Source organism: Streptomyces sp. MB09-02B (assembly GCF_033794485.1).
Classification (GTDB): Bacteria; Actinomycetota; Actinomycetes; order Streptomycetales; family Streptomycetaceae; genus Streptomyces.
Window position 1 is genome coordinate 1 of record NZ_JARGEE010000227.1, and the last position, 14,747, is coordinate 14,747.

General features: G+C 71.1%; 12 protein-coding genes, 1 tRNA gene and 1 pseudogene. 6 read left to right on the forward strand and 8 right to left on the reverse strand.

All coding sequences use genetic code 11. The annotated features are described in order from the left end of the window. Nucleotides 1–207 precede the first annotated feature (207 nt). From cysS to P1P70_RS27340, 3 genes are all read left to right on the forward strand, one after another. Nucleotides 208–1,611 carry a cysteine--tRNA ligase gene (gene cysS / locus P1P70_RS27330; RefSeq protein ID WP_319242257.1) on the forward strand — a complete coding sequence of 468 codons (1,404 nt, stop codon included), beginning with the start codon at nt 208–210 and terminating at the stop codon, nt 1,609–1,611. Between the two features lie 125 nt (nt 1,612–1,736). Beyond that, nucleotides 1,737–2,678, forward strand: coding sequence for a 23S rRNA (guanosine(2251)-2'-O)-methyltransferase RlmB (rlmB, locus tag P1P70_RS27335; RefSeq protein ID WP_319242259.1), 942 nt, complete (start codon nt 1,737–1,739; stop codon nt 2,676–2,678). A gap of 111 nt (nt 2,679–2,789) precedes the next feature. Continuing rightward, nucleotides 2,790–4,541, forward strand: a complete 1,752-nt coding sequence (locus P1P70_RS27340) for a DoxX family protein (RefSeq protein WP_319242277.1) — start codon at nt 2,790–2,792, stop codon at nt 4,539–4,541. Nucleotides 4,542–4,725: 184 nt separating this feature from the next. On the opposite strand, the gene P1P70_RS27345 is transcribed toward P1P70_RS27340, so the two are convergent. From P1P70_RS27345 to P1P70_RS27365, 5 genes and pseudogenes are all read right to left on the reverse strand, one after another. Next, nucleotides 4,726–5,457, reverse strand: a complete 732-nt coding sequence (locus tag P1P70_RS27345) for a nucleotidyltransferase family protein (RefSeq protein ID WP_319242261.1) — start codon at nt 5,455–5,457, stop codon at nt 4,726–4,728. 102 nt (nt 5,458–5,559) lie between these two features. After that, a complete protein-coding gene (locus P1P70_RS27350) occupies nt 5,560–6,024 on the reverse strand; it encodes a hypothetical protein (RefSeq protein WP_319242263.1) in 465 nt (154 codons plus the stop codon). Between the two features lie 241 nt (nt 6,025–6,265). Continuing rightward, nucleotides 6,266–7,402, reverse strand: coding sequence for a sn-glycerol-3-phosphate ABC transporter ATP-binding protein UgpC (locus tag P1P70_RS27355; protein WP_319242265.1), 1,137 nt, complete (start codon nt 7,400–7,402; stop codon nt 6,266–6,268). Nucleotides 7,403–7,775: 373 nt separating this feature from the next. After that, the gene (locus P1P70_RS27360) at nt 7,776–8,876 is read right to left on the reverse strand and encodes an RNA-guided endonuclease TnpB family protein (protein ID WP_319242280.1); all 1,101 of its coding nucleotides are present in this window, start codon (nt 8,874–8,876) and stop codon (nt 7,776–7,778) included. Nucleotides 8,877–8,878: 2 nt separating this feature from the next. Next, a pseudogene (locus P1P70_RS27365) lies at nt 8,879–9,112 on the reverse strand (helix-turn-helix domain-containing protein); the annotation flags it as partial. Between the two features lie 173 nt (nt 9,113–9,285). Here P1P70_RS27365 and P1P70_RS27370 point away from each other — a divergent pair. Both P1P70_RS27370 and P1P70_RS27375 read left to right on the forward strand, forming a co-directional pair. After that, nucleotides 9,286–9,359: transfer RNA gene (locus P1P70_RS27370), tRNA-Thr, on the forward strand. Nucleotides 9,360–9,521: 162 nt separating this feature from the next. Further along, nucleotides 9,522–10,496, forward strand: coding sequence for a GNAT family N-acetyltransferase (locus P1P70_RS27375; RefSeq protein WP_319242267.1), 975 nt, complete (start codon nt 9,522–9,524; stop codon nt 10,494–10,496). 28 nt (nt 10,497–10,524) lie between these two features. On the opposite strand, the gene P1P70_RS27380 is transcribed toward P1P70_RS27375, so the two are convergent. The 3 genes from P1P70_RS27380 to P1P70_RS27390 form a co-directional block, all read right to left on the reverse strand. After that, nucleotides 10,525–11,403 carry an aminoglycoside phosphotransferase family protein gene (locus P1P70_RS27380; protein WP_319242269.1) on the reverse strand — a complete coding sequence of 293 codons (879 nt, stop codon included), beginning with the start codon at nt 11,401–11,403 and terminating at the stop codon, nt 10,525–10,527. Nucleotides 11,404–11,674: 271 nt separating this feature from the next. Beyond that, nucleotides 11,675–12,646 carry a zinc-binding dehydrogenase gene (locus tag P1P70_RS27385; RefSeq protein WP_319242271.1) on the reverse strand — a complete coding sequence of 324 codons (972 nt, stop codon included), beginning with the start codon at nt 12,644–12,646 and terminating at the stop codon, nt 11,675–11,677. A 76-nt stretch (nt 12,647–12,722) separates the two neighbouring features. Beyond that, complete coding sequence (locus P1P70_RS27390) at nt 12,723–13,994, reverse strand: FAD-dependent oxidoreductase (protein WP_319242273.1); 1,272 nt, start codon at nt 13,992–13,994, stop codon at nt 12,723–12,725. A 163-nt stretch (nt 13,995–14,157) separates the two neighbouring features. Between P1P70_RS27390 and P1P70_RS27395 the strand changes: the two genes are divergently transcribed. Then, the coding region (locus tag P1P70_RS27395) for a pentapeptide repeat-containing protein (protein ID WP_319242275.1) at nt 14,158–14,747 on the forward strand (590 nt) is incomplete at its 3' end.

Here is a 14,747-nt window from a genome sequence, read left to right on the forward strand (position 1 = left end):
TCCCTCCCCCACTCTCGGCTTCGCTCGAGCGGGAGGTGCCCCCACCAAGGGGCTGCGCCCCTTCGACCTCCAGCCGTCCGTCCGGTGGGGCTGGTCGCGCAGTTCCCCGCGCCCCTTACGGGGCGCGGGTGCTGCCCAACGTCACGAATCCGTGCCCCTTGGGGTCATCCGGGCGGGGCACCGGTCGAGGCCTACTACTCTTGAGGCGTGACTATTCGCCTGTACGACACCAGCGCCCGGCAGATCCGTGACTTCGCCCCGCTCACGCCGGGTTGTGTCTCGATCTACCTGTGTGGCGCCACGGTGCAGGCGGCCCCGCACATCGGGCACATCCGGTCGGGGCTCAACTTCGACATCATGCGCCGGTGGTTCGAGTACCGCGGGTACGACGTGACGTTCGTCCGGAACGTCACGGACATCGACGACAAGATCATCGCGAAGTCGGCCGACCAGGGCCGCCCGTGGTGGTCGATCGGGTACGAGAACGAGCGCGCCTTCAACCACGGGTACAACGTGCTCGGTTGCCTGCCGCCGACCTACGAGCCGCGTGCCACCGGGCACGTGACCGAGATGGTCGAGATGATGCGCGGGCTGATCGAGCGCGGACACGCCTACGAGGCCGACGGCAACGTCTACTTCGACGTGCGGTCCTTCCCGGGGTATCTGCAGCTCTCCAACCAGGAGCTGGACAACCTGCTCCAGCCCTCCGGCGAGGGCGAGACCGGCAAGCGCGACCCGCGGGACTTCGCCATGTGGAAGTCGGCGAAGCCGGGGGAGCCGACCTGGGAGACGCCCTGGGGCCGGGGGCGGCCGGGCTGGCACCTGGAGTGCTCCGCCATGGCGCACAAGTACCTGGGCAGCGCCTTCGACATCCACGGCGGCGGACTCGACCTGATCTTCCCGCACCACGAGAACGAGATCGCGCAGGCCAAGGCCTTCGGCGACGACTTCGCGAAGTACTGGGTGCACAACGCCTGGGTCACCATGAGCGGCGAGAAGATGTCGAAGTCGCTGGGCAACAGCGTCCTCGTCTCCGAGATGGTCAAGCACTGGCGGCCCATCGTCCTCCGGTACTACCTGGGCACCCCGCACTACCGCTCGATGATCGAGTACAGCGAGGGCGCCCTGCGCGAGGCCGAGTCGGCGTTCGCCCGGATCGAGGGGTTCGTGCAGCGGGTCGTCGAGAAGGCCGGCGGGATCGTCGAACCCGCCGCCGAGGTGCCGCCGGCGTTCGCCGAGGCGATGGACGACGACCTCGGGGTGCCGCAGGCGCTCGCCGTCGTGCACACCACGGTCCGCCAGGGCAACAGCGCGCTGGCCGCCGACGACAAGGAAGAGGCGGTGGCACGGCTCGCCGAGGTGCGGGCCATGCTCGGTGTGCTGGGCCTCGACCCGCTGGACGCGCACTGGGCCGGTGACGGCGGTGAGCGCGGCGAGGACCTGCACGGCGTGGTCGACAGCCTCGTCGGGCTGGTCCTGCAGCAGCGGGAGGCGGCGCGCGCCCGCAAGGACTGGGCCACCGCCGACGCCATCCGCGACCAGCTCAACCAGTCCGGTCTGGTCATCGAGGACAGTCCGGACGGCCCCCGCTGGACGCTCGGCCCGCGCTGAGCCGGACATCCGGTCGCTTGATCGATTGTGCCGCCCGGGCCTCCGGGCGGCACACTGCATTACGTACACACGACGACGTACGCCCGACGCGTACGCACACACGCTTCTCAGGAGACGGGTAGGTCATGGCCGCTAACAACCGCCGCATGTCCGGCAAGAAGGGCGCGCAGGTCGGCAGTGGCGGCCAGCGGCGCAAGGGTCTCGAGGGCAAAGGCCCGACCCCGCCCGCCGAGATGCGCAAGAAGCACAAGGCGAACCGCATCGCCAACGCCAAGGCGAAGCAGGCCGCACGCCGTCCCGTGGCGCGTGGCCGGGGCGGCAAGGGCACGTCCGAGATGGTCGTCGGACGCAACCCGGTCGTCGAGGCGCTGCGCGAGGGCGTGCCCGCCTCGACGCTCTACGTCCAGCAGTTCATCGACAACGACGAGCGGGTGCGCGAGGCGCTGCAGCTCGCGGCCGAGCGCGGTGGCATCAACCTCATGGAGGCGCCCCGCCCCGAGCTGGACCGCATGACCAACGGCCTCAACCACCAGGGGCTCGTCCTCCAGGTCCCGCCGTACGAGTACGCGCACCCCGAGGACCTCGTGGCCGCCGCGTACGACGAGGGCGAGGACCCGCTGATCGTCGCCCTCGACGGGGTGACCGACCCGCGCAACCTCGGCGCCGTCGTCCGGTCCGTCTCCGCGTTCGGCGGGCACGGCGTCGTCGTGCCCGAGCGGCGCGCGGCCGGCATGACCGCCGGCGCGTGGAAGACGTCCGCCGGTACGGCCGCCCGTACGCCCGTCGCGCGCGCCACCAACCTCACGCGCGCGCTGGAGGCCTACAAGAAGGCCGGTGTCGTCGTGGTCGGCCTCGCCGCCGACGGCGAGGCCGAGGTGGGCGAGTTGGAGGCCCTGGAGGGTCCCGTCGTGATCGTGGTCGGCAGCGAGGGCAAGGGCCTGTCCCGCCTCGTCGGCGAGACGTGCGACTTCCGGGTGCGGATCCCGATGCCGGGTGGGGCCGAGTCGCTGAACGCCGGTGTGGCGGCGGGAGTTGTGCTGTACGAGGCGGCGCGGCGCAGGGCCTGAGAGCTGGGCCTGACCGGGGGTTCCGGGCGTTCTGGATCACCTTGACGGGGTCCGGACAGATCGGGGCGGTCAAAGCAGTGTCCTAACGACACGTCACTCGGTTAGATGAGTGTGGACACCAGAACACCCCGCACACCCACGGGGGACCGTTCGTCGAAATTCGACTCGGGTTTCGACGACGCTCCCGCGCTGAGCATGGTGAAGGTGCCGAGCGATCCGGCGCAGGTCATCGTCAACCACGCGAGCTTCCGCGTGCAGTTGGGCGCCTCCACGCGGGCGTCCCCGCGCATCGCACGGCACCTGAGCCACACCGAGGACACCACGCGCATCCCCGTCGTGGGCACGGCGGGGCGCTCCGGCGCGCCCGTCGCCGGGCGTCGGCGCGCGCCGGTCGTCTGGAGCGGGAAGTCCGCGCCCGACGACACCGGGGCCCACCGGCTCCTCCAGGCGGTGCGCGGCGCGGGCGTCGGCCTCCCCGACCCGCTGGGCGACACGGGCTCGACCCAGGTCATCCCCCGTGTCGACGGCACGGGCGGCAGCGGATACGACACCGACGGCAGGCGCTACGGCTCCGAAAGCGGGCGGTACGGCGCCGACTTGACCGTCGAGACGGTGGAGACGCCCGTCGTCGGCAGCCAGCGCACGCACGGCGAGCACTCCGTCGGCGACGGCACCCGGCTGCTCCCCGCCATGCGCACGGTCGACAGCGCCTACGACGAAGCCCGCTACGACCCGGCGGGTCATGGCCCCGGCCAAGGCGCCTACGGGGACGACGACTTCACGGACCCGTACGACGACCGGGCCGACGGCGAGGAAGGGCGGAGCGGGCGCCGGACCGGCAACGAGCCCGTCCGGCACGCCTATTACCCCGGCCGCCGCATGAACCTCGGCGTGGTGCTGCTTCCGCTGCGGGTCTTCCTCGGCTTCATCTCCATCTACGCCGGCATGGGCAAGCTCTGCGACCCGCACTACTTCGACGGCGGCAAGCGCGGCTCCATGGTGAAGTGGCTGAACACGCTGCACCCGTGGGAAGTCGCCGAGCCATTGCGGCAGTTCGCCCTCGAACACCCGGTGGGCTCGGGGCTCGTCATCGCCTTCGCCCAGGTCATCGTCGGTGTGCTGACCGTCCTCGGACTGTGGCAGCGGGTCGCCGCCGGTGTCGGGGCGCTGCTGTCGGCCGCGCTGCTCGTCACCGTCAGCTGGAAGACCGTCCCCGTCTACGAGACGCCCGACATCATCTACCTCGCCGCCTGGTCCCCGCTGATCATCGCGGGCGCGCCGGTGTACTCGGTCGACGGGCGGCTCGCGGGTGGCGCCTGGCGCACGCTCGGGCCGCGCGCCGACATCTGGGAGCTGCGGCGGTACGTACTGCGCCGGGGCGTGCTCGTGACCGCGATCGTCGTCGGGCTGACGCTGCTCGTCGGGTCGCTGCTCGGCGGTGCCGTGCGGGACGCCGACCGGATCGTCGTTCCCGGTCCCGGGGAGGCGCCGCGCAACGAACTGCCGGGGTCGCCGCTGCCGGGTGAGCCGAGCGCGCGGCGCGAGAACAGCCCGTCCGCGTCCGACACGCCGACCGCGGGCGCGACGTCGGCTTCGCCTTCGGGGGCTGCGACCACGCCGGGGGCCACGCGGTCCACCGGGGCGGTCACCGGGGGGCAGCCGAGCCAGACGCAGGGGACGGCCGGGCAGGCGCCGCCCCAGCAGTCGGTGCCGGTGGAGCAGGCGCCGAGCACCACCGCGGGGCCGAGCTCCAGCGGGGGTGCCTCCAGTGGGGCGACCGGTGGGGCGACGTCCTCCGGGGGGTCCACCGGGGGGAGCTCCTCGGGTGGGCAGCCTGGGCTGGTCGGAGGGTTGCTCGGGTAGGTCGTACGGATGTGGTGATGGGCCCCGCGTGAGCTTTTGCGCGGGGCCCATCGGCGTGTCAGGAGGCGCCTGGGAGCTCGGGAGGAGCGGTTTCGGGGCGGCTGCGGGTTGTTCGTGGCTGGTCGCGCAGTTCCCCGCGCCCCTTTGGGCGCGCTGGTGCTGGGCTCAAGCCCTGAAACGTGCCCTAGCGGCTCAGGGCGGCCAGTTCCTTCGCTGCCTCTGTCAGGTCCTTCGCCGTGTCGATGGCGCGCCAGTAGGCCCCCTGAGGGAGGGGGAAGCCCGCGAGGCGGCGTTCTCGGGCGAGGCGGGGGAACGTGGTGCGTTCGTGGTCGCCCCGGGCCGGGAGGAGATCGGTGAACTCCGGGGAGAACACGTAGACGCCGGCGTTGATCTCGTAGGTGGTGGGCGGGGCCTCGATGAAGTCCGTGACGTGGCCGAAGCCGTCCGTCTTCACGGCGCCCCAGGGGATGCGGGGGCGGGCCAGGGCGAGCGTGGCGAGGGCGTCGCGCTCGGTGTGGAAGTCCGCCATGTCGCGGAGCGAGAAGCGGGTCCAGATGTCGCCGTTGGTGGCGTACCAGGGCTGGTCGGGGTGCGGGAGGTGGGCGGCGGCGTACTTGAGGCCTCCGCCTCGGCCCAGGGGCTCCGTCTCGACGACCGTGGTGACGCGGACCGGAAGGTCGGCGGAGTCCAGCCACTTCTGCAGGACGTCGGCGAGATGGCCGCAGGAGACGACCACGTCGGTCACGCCCTCCTCGGCGAGCCAGGCGAGCTGATGGCCGATGATCGGCGTGCCCGTACCGGGGATCTCGACCATGGGCTTGGGCCGGTCGTCGGTGTACGGACGCAGCCGGGAGCCCTGGCCACCGGCGAGGACCACGGCTTGAACGGGGCGCGACGCGGCGTTCGGATCGGTCATGACCCGAACTGTACGTGGCGCCCCGTTCGCGGGAGCACGGCCCTGTGATCGGCGCGGAGGGGGGTCACCGGGGTGGGGTGCCCCGGTGGATCGCCGGGGTGGTCAGGCGAACTGGGCGGCCACTCCGGTCGCGTACGAGGTGTCGCAGACGGGGCGGGCGAAGCCCTGGGCCCGGGTGGGGCCGTAGGCACGGACGGCGGCGCGGCCGAGGGCGCGCGCGATGGAGGTGCAGTGCTTCGCGAGCGACGGGCGCTCGTTCACCGCTTCCTGGAGGTGGGTGAGGGCGACTCCGGGGTCCTCCTCCTGGAGCTCCAGCAGGAGCCTGTCCTGGAGCACCTCGTGCGGGGCACGGGGCTTCGTGCGCTCGGTGGAGTCCAGCTCGGCCACGTCCGAGGCGGCGAGGACCGATTGGTCGGGGTCCGTGGTGGTCCATTGGACCTTGGTGACCGCGAGGGTGCCGGAGAGGACCAGGACGACGGGCAGGACCAGGGCCAGGGAACGGCCGATCCGGCGGGCGGGGCCGGGGCCGCGCCGCGTCCGTTGGGTGTAGGTGTGGGTGTGCTTCACGCGAGTGAGGGTAGCGCGGGGTAGTGATATGGCGACATTGGGTCACCGGTATGGGGGACGTCTGAGCGCCGTTCTCCGGGTGGCGGGTTGACGCACACTGGTCGAAATGAGCCTGTTTGCCGGGGTAGTTGGTGGCAAGGAAAAAGGCCCCGCAGAGGTTTGCGGGGCCTTCTTCGTCAACCTGGGTGATTTATCCCGGGCCGGTGGTTTCGCGAACGGTCGCGCCCACCGTGTCGGGGAGTCAGTCGGAGAGGCGTTCGCCCGTCGAGGTCGAGAACACGTGGTTCTCGCCCGGACGCGGGACGACGTGCAGCGTCGCGCCCTTCTCCGGGACCTGGCGGCCGTTGACGCGGACCACGAGGTCCTTGGTCTCGCCGCCGACCTCGGCGGTGCCGTAGACGTAACCGTCGGCGCCGAGCTCCTCGACGACGTTGACGGAGACGGCGAGGCCGGCCGGGGCGTCGGCGGTGTCCTTGGACAGGGCGGTGGCGGCGGCGCCGCCGTGCTCCACGATGTCGAAGTGCTCGGGGCGGACACCGACGGTGACGGTGGTGTCACCCTTGTCGGAGGCGGCCTTCAGGGCGTCACGGTTGACCGGGACGACGCTGTTGCCGAACTTCACACCGCCGTCGGTGATCGGGACCTCGACCAGGTTCATGGCCGGGGAGCCGATGAAGCCGGCGACGAAGAGGTTGGCCGGGCGGTCGTACATGTTGCGCGGGGTGTCGACCTGCTGGAGCAGACCGTCCTTGAGGACCGCCACGCGGTCGCCCATCGTCATGGCCTCGACCTGGTCGTGGGTGACGTAGACGGTGGTGATGCCGAGGCGGCGCTGGAGCGACGCGATCTGCGTACGGGTCGAGACACGGAGCTTGGCGTCGAGGTTCGACAGCGGCTCGTCCATGAGGAAGACCTGGGGCTCACGCACGATGGCGCGACCCATGGCGACACGCTGGCGCTGACCACCGGAGAGGGCCTTCGGCTTGCGGTCCAGGTACTCGGTGAGGTCGAGGATCTTCGCGGCCTCCTCGACCTTCTGCCGGATCTCCGCCTTGTTGACGCCGGCGATCTTCAGGGCGAAGCCCATGTTGTCGGCGACGGTCATGTGCGGGTAGAGCGCGTAGTTCTGGAACACCATGGCGATGTCCCGGTCCTTCGGCGGCAGGTGCGTGACGTCGCGGTCACCGATGCGGATGGCGCCGCCGTTGACGTCCTCGAGCCCCGCGAGCATGCGGAGCGAGGTGGACTTGCCGCAACCGGACGGGCCGACCAGGACGAGGAACTCGCCGTCCTCGATCTCGATCTCGAGCGCGTCCACGGCGGGCTTGGTGGAACCCGGGTAGATGCGGGTCGCCTTGTCGAACGAAACTGTGGCCATGGGTCGTAGGCCCCCTTCACCGGCAGGAACGTGCCGGACGATCCGTTGTAAAGGTGGTGATCCACCACGGCCGGGCCATGGTGGTGTAGTCCACGGGAGTGGATTGGGTCAGGACGGTACCTTCCGTTCACCGGGTCTGTCAGTACCTGGACCCCTGTGAACTTCGCGGAAATTTTCGACGGGGGAGAGGTCGTCGTGGTGATTCTCGTCGGCGGAGGCAGAGCACCGCACTTTTGACCTTGCTTCGACGCTTCCTGCTTCTTCGCGCACTGCCACGCGTGCATCACCCCTGATGAGGCGAGCCCGAGCGGTCCTACGCACGCTCCACAGGCATCCCGGCCGACGGCCCGTCGGTCCGTAACACAGCCGGCCGCTAGCACGCGGTCGGTAGAGGCCCCTTCAGTTCCGAAGCCCTGATCACAGTCGGTGCCGGTGTATTCGGTGGCAAACCGGCGATCACTCGCCTGTACAGGCGCATCCCTTCACCGCGTAGATTCGCGGCGGCATTCACGTCTCGGTCATGGACCGCCCCGCACGGGGAGCAGGTCCACTGCCGTACCGAAAGGTCCATCTTCGGCCCCTTCGAACGGCATGCCGAGCACAGCCGAGTCGAAGGGAAGAATCGATCGACGATCACCAGGGTGCGGCCGTACCACGCACACTTATAGTGCAGTTGCCGCAGCAGCTCACCCCACCCGGCGTCGAGGATGGCCTCGTTCAGCCTCGCTTTTCGCCGTCGGCCCTTGCCGTGAGACGGGCGCAGTAGGGTCACGATGGACAGGTCCTCCACGACGAGCACTTGGTTCTCGCGCACGAGGCGGGTCGTGAACTGGTCCAGCATGTCTTTGCGCACGTCAGAGATGAGTGTGTAAAGGCGGGCGATCCTCTGCCGGACCTTGTTCCGGTTGTTCGATCCCCTGACCTTGTTGTGCAGTTCGCGCTGGAGCCGTGCCAGCTTCTCCGCGTACCGTTTCAACAGCCGAGGGTGATTGAGTTTCGCTCCGTCGTCGAGGGTGACGAGTGACGCCAGCCCCAGATCCAGCCCCACGGCCTTCGGCTCCTGGGTGTCCGGCAGGAAGGCGGCGGCCAGCGGTGCGATGCGCTCCTCGACGAGCGCTGCCACGAAGTACCGTCCGGCTTTGTCACGCGTGACCGACAAGCGGACGGGGACCACGCCGGCAGGCAGTGCCCGTGACCAGCGGATGCGCAATGGCTCGGACTGTTTGGCAAGCGTGATCAGACCAGTTCCGGGCAGAGCCGGGTCCTCGACCCACTTGAAGCCCGTGCGCACGTAGATGGCGGACTCCCGCGACCTCCCCTTCTTCTTCCGCTCGGGACACCTGGTCTGGCCGTTGAGGAACCGGGTGAAGGCCTGGTCGACGTGGCGGCGGATTCTGCGAACCCGACCTTCACCCGATGCCGCTCCCAGGCCTCTGACCGCAAGGCCAGGCCTTCGTTGTAGACCCAGCGGCAGGCGCCGAAGGTCCTTCCCAACTGCTCGGCTTGCCCGATGGTCGGGTAGAAGCGGAACCGGTAGACGCGGTGGTGTGTGTCGGCCTCTTTGGTGTGGCTCTTGAGCGGTGTCGCCTTGCGGGTGTGGTGCTTGCGGCGGCCGGCGATACCGAGGGCGTCGCGCTTGACGCGTTCGGCTTCCGCGCCATTCACCGCCTTCAGCTTCGCCATCTCAGCAGGCTGCCTCATGTCGCCCATCTCTCCCCGACGATCCGATCTTCAGAACAGCACGTCAGGTCGATCAACGAACGAGTGAACGGGCAGTTACGCATGGTTGTGGGCGATCAAGGTGCGGGCGAAACAGCATGGCTTCGGGAAACGGCCTCTGTGTAGAGTGGAGCCGCTTTCGCGCGTGACGTTGTCTGTGCGATGCCCCCTTAGCTCAGTTGGCCAGAGCGCGTGACTTGTAATCTCGAGGTCGTCGGTTCGATTCCGACAGGGGGCTCTTCTGCTGCCCCAGGTCGGATGGTGTCCGGCCTGGGGTTCTGTGTTCTGTGTGGCGGCGGCGGAGAGCCGGGGCTCCGTGCTGTCCGAGCTGTCGCTTCGCCCGGGGCGGGTGGGCGTGGTGCGATGGAAGTGAGGCAGTGGGGGCGGAAGGAGAGCGATCATGCCCTCAGCGAAGCGTATGAGTGTCGCCGCCTCGGTGTCGGTCCGCCCGCTGGTCGAGTCGGACCTGGACCGGGCCGACGAGATCTTCAGGGTCGCCTTCGGGACCTTCCTCGGGGCGCCCGATCCGGAGACGTTCTTCGGGACCGCCGACTATGTCCGTACCCGTTGGGCGGCGGATCCGCACGCGGCCTTCGCGGCGACCGTCGAGGGCGAGGTCGTCGGATCGAACTTCGCCGCCGACTGGGGCAGCGTCGGGTTCTTCGGCCCGCTGACCGTACGTCCGGAGCTGTGGGACCAGGGCATCGGCAGGCGCCTCATGGAACCGGTCATGGCCCGCTTCGACACCTGGGAGAACCGGCACCTCGGCCTGTTCACCTTCGCGCACAGTCCCAAGCACCTCGAGCTCTACCGCCGGTACGGATTCTGGCCCCGCTTCCTCACCGCCATCATGAAGAAGCAGGTCGCTGTCAGTGCCGCGGTGCCCGGCCGAGTGCTCTACGGCGACCTGACCGCCGCCGAGCGGCCCGACGCCCTGAGCCTCGGTCGCGCACTGACGGGAGCCGTGTACGAGGGCCTGGACCTGGAGCGCGAGATCACGGCCACACAGGCGCAGGGGCTCGGGGACACCATCCTCCTCGAGGGCGTCGGCTCCGGCCTCGACGGTCTGGCCGTCTGCCACTGCGGAGCCGGGTCGGAGGCCGGTGAGGACGTGTGCTTCGTCAAGTTCGGCGCCGTACGCCCCGGCCCGGACGCCGCGGACCGGTTCGAGCGGCTGCTGAACGCGTGCGAGCAGCTGGCCGTCGAGAAGGGCCTGGGGCAACTGGACGCCGGGATGAACCTGGCCCGCGAGGACGCCTACCGGCGCATGGTCGACCGCGGTTTCCGTACCTGGCTGCAGGGCGTGACCATGCACAGGCCCAACGAACCCGGCTACAGCCGCCCGGACGCCTACGTGATCGACGACTGGCGCTGAGTCCCCCGCCGTACGCGGCGACGGCGGGTCAGCGCAGGCGGCGGCCCAGTTCCAGGTCCTCGGGGTCCAGGGCGCGGTTCTCCTCGACCTCCCAGAGGGCGTTCTGGAGGAGGCGGGCCAGGGTCCAGGCGCGGGCCCGGGGGCGGTCCAGGGAGAGGGCCTCGGTCATCGCGTCGAAGCGCCAGAGGACGTCGGACGGGTCGAAGCGGTTGTTGAGGGCGGGCCAGAGGTCGAAGCCGGGGTCGCCGGCCAGGGGCTTGGGGTCGATGGCGAGCCAGGGGGAGCGGTCGGCGCCCAGGACGTTGTCGAAGTGCAGGTCCCAGTGCAGGAGGCGGTCGCCGGGGTCGGTGACGACCTCGCGGAGCGCCGCCGCGCAGTCCGCCAGCAGGCGGCGGTCGGGCGGGTCCGGGATACGGGCCAGGACCGCGGGGGTGCGCTCCAGCATGGCTGCCGCGATGTCGGACAGGCGGCGCACGGTCGGTGGGGCCGGGGTGGACGTGAGGTGGGCCAGCAGGTCGGCGATGACCAGGACGGCCCGGTGGGTGTCGGGCTCGTGGGAGAGCATGCGGGCCGGGTCGAGGCGTTCGAGCAGCATGGTGCCGGTGTCGGGGTCGTGGTCCAGGAGCCGTACCGCCCCGTCGCCGTTCCAGACGCGCAGGGCGATCGGCTCGCCCTCGCTCTCGTCGTCGAGGATCTGGAGCTTGAGGACGGCCGGGGTGTCGTCGGCCGTGCGGACCACCGGCAGGACCAGGGCGCACATGCCGTGCATGGGGCGGCCGTCGAGGCGCAGGCCCCAGCGGTCCAGGAAGTCGGCGGTCAGGTGCGGGAGGTTCGCGATGAAGCTGCGGCCCGCCGCTCCGTTGATCTCTTCCTGGGTCTCGGCCAGTTCCTCCGGAACATCGATCATGCGGGGACACTACGCGCGCGGCTGCCCGGGTTCCCTTGGATTTCCTGCTCGGGGACGCCTTCGCGCCACGGAATCCGTAGCAGACAGGCGCTGTCGGGAACGCTTAGCGTCCGGGCATGAGCAGCTCGGACGCGATCGCGGGCGCCGTCAACGGCGGGGGCGCCGGGAACGCCCGGGGAGTCGGGGGTGTCCGGCGCGGGGGCGGCGGCCGGGGGTGCGTCGCGGTCCTGGCCTCGGGGTGTGTTCCGGCCGGGGCGGGTCGTGCGGGCGGTCACGGCTCCAGCACCACCTTGCCGGTCGTGCCGCGGTTTTCCAGGGCGCGGTGGGCGGCGGCCGCCTCGGCGAGGGGGAAGCGGTGGACGGCCGGGGTGAGGCGGCCCGCGGCGGCTTCGGCCAGGGCGCGGAGTTCGAGGGTGCGGATGGGGTCGGGGCCCCCGGCCCGGCGGCGCATCTCCTCGCCGAGGACCGTCTCCGAGACGCCCTCCACGACATAGGGGCCGCCGTCCTTGATGCCGTCCGCCGACCAGCCGAAGACCAGGTGCCTGCCGCCGGGGGCGAGCATTCCGACGGACTCACGCGCCGCCGTGCCGCCGACCCCGTCGAAGACGAGCGTGGCCTTTCCCCGGTACGCCGCCACCTGCTCCGGCCAGGCCGGGTCGGTGTAGTCGACGGCGAGGTCGGCGCCGTTGGCCGCCACCCGGGCCGTCTTCGCGGGGCCGCCGGCGAGGCCGATCACCGTGGCGCCCGCGTTCTTGGCGTACTGCACGAGGAGCGTGCCGATGCCGCCGGCCGCGGCCGGGATCACGACCACGTCGTCCGGGCCGAGGTCGGCGAAGAGCAGGATCCCCATCACCGTACGGCCCGTCCCGATCATCGCGACCGCCTCCGCGAAGTCGAGGTTCTCCGGTATCTCGTGCAGCCGTTCGACCTCGGTGACGGCCAGTTCGGCGTAGCCGCCGGGCACGAAGCCGAGGTGGGCCGTGACGCGTCGGCCGAGCCAGGGCTCCGGGACGCCCTCCCCGAGCGCCTCGACGACCCCGGCGACCTCGCGGCCGGGGATCGTGGGCAGTTCGGGTGTCGGTCCCGGTCCGGGCAGGCCCTCGCGGAGGGCGGCGTCGAGCAGGTGTACGCCGGCCGCCGCGACGGCGATACGCACCTGGCCCGGGCCGGGCTCGGGGTCCGCGACCTTCTCGTACGTCAGGTTCTCGGCCGGACCGAAGGCGTGCAGACGGATGGCGTGCATGGAGGGCCCCCTTGAGCGATACGTTCTCGCGTGGCGTGTGCGCCTGGTTTCGCTTGGCGGACCTCAGCCTCCGACCTCAAGCATGCTTGAGGTCAAGGGTGTTCCTCGACTTCCTGCCGAGCGCCAGCGAGACGGCCGCGAGGGCGCTGTTGAACGACACCTCCGAGAGCACGCCGGGCGCCGCGACCTGGTCGCCCGCCAGGTACACGCCGTCGCCCCGGTCCACGGCCGGGCGGTCGCGCCAGGTGGTGCCGACCGGATCGACGGCGCCCGTACGGCCGTTGGCGGTCGCCTCGCGCCGCCAGGTGACGCGGTCCCGCCAGCCGGGGAAGCCCAGGTCGAGCAGGTGTTCGGCGCGGGCGATGCCGTCCGCCCGCGACTGGTGCGGACCGATGGGGAACTGTCCCTGGAGCAACTGCTCGCCGGCCGGGGTCAGGGTGCGGTCCTGGGCCGTGAACCGCTCGATCCAGCCGGGCGCGTCCAGGTCGGAGACCGCGAAGGCGTCGCCGCGGCGGGTGCGTACGGCGAGGTCGAGGAGGGCGGTACGGCCGCTCGGCCAGGTCAGCGAGTCGTCCTTGAGCAGGCGGCGGGCGACGTCCAGGGAGGTGGCGACGATGATCGGGCCGGTGCCGGTGCCGGTGCCGGTGCCGGTGCGGGTGTGACTGCCGTGTCCTTTGGTGCTGGTGAGGGCGTCGAGGCTGTCGACGCGGCTGAGGGTCTCCACACGGACGCCGAGGTTCCAGGCGCGGGCCGCCATGCGGTCGATGACGCTCGCCCAGCCGCCGCGCGGGTAGTGCGCCTCCGGCGGCAACTTCGTGGCCCGGCGCAGCCGTTCCTGGACGAACGCGGCGGACAGGGAGCCCGGGTTGTGGTGGAACAGCGCCACCGCCGCGTAGTTGGCCGCGGCGCGGGCGGCCTCCTCACCGGCCTGTTCGGTCGCCCAGGTGAGGAAGTCGACGTCGATCGGCGCGGGGCGGCCCGTGCGGCGCGGGCGGAGGAGCTTGAGCATCGCGAACGGCGGGGTCCGGCGCAGCGCGCCCCTGTGGTGCAGGCGCAACCGGGCGGTTTCCAGGGGCGGGAGGGGCGCGAGGGGGCCGATCAGGTCCCGTTGCGCCAGCCAGGTCCAGTGCGGGCCGCCGTTGTACAGCGCGTGCGGTCCCTCGTTCGTCCGGTACGGCCCCTCCGCGGTCCGTGCCCGGCCGCCGAGGGTGTGGTGCGCCTCGTGGAGGGTGACCCTCGCGCCCGCCTCGGCTGCGGTGATGGCCGCGGTGAGGCCGGCGAAGCCGCCGCCGATGACGGTGAGGGAGGTGAGAGGGGTGAGAGGGGCGGGGGGTCGGGTGGCGTGCATGGCTGGGCTCCCTCGGGGCGGTGTCCGTAGGCCGGTGTCTGTCGGACGGCTGTGCGGCTGTGCGGCTGTCCGTGGGTACGACGGATCGGGGGCCCGGGATGTGACATGGGCTGTGGGAGCGCAGGTCAGGGGGATTGTCAGTGGTGGGGTGCACGATGGGGGGATGGTGAGGGCGAGGTCGGTGGTGAAGGCGGCGCGGCGGCCGGAGGTGCGGTTGCCTGTGCTGGAGGCGTACGCGGGCGGAGGGCTGGAGCCCGACGGGGACTATGACGGGCTGGAGTTCCGGGAGGAGGACTTCGTCGGGCAGGACGGTGGGGGCGCCCGGTTCATGGACTGCGCGCTGACGGGGTGCGCGCTGGACGAGACGCGGCTGCGGCGGGCCCGGGTGCTCGACTGCGTCCTCACGGGGATACGGGGGGTCGGGACGGATCTGTCCGAGGCGACGTTGCGCGATGTCGAGCTGGTGGAGGCTCGGCTCGGTGGGGTGCAGCTGCACGGGGCCGTGCTGGAGCGGGTGCTCGTGCGTGGGGGGAAGATCGACTTCCTGAATCTGCGTGAGGCGCGGCTCAAGGATGTCGTGTTCGAGGACTGTGTGCTGGTGGAGCCGGATTTCGGAGGTGCGCGGCTGGAGCGGGTCGCGTTCGAGGGGTGTGCCTTGAAGGGGGCGGATCTGAGTGGGGTGAGTCTGGTGGATGTGGATCTGCGGGGGGCCGCGTCGGTGGAGATCGCTCGGGGGGTGGAGCGGTTGTCGGG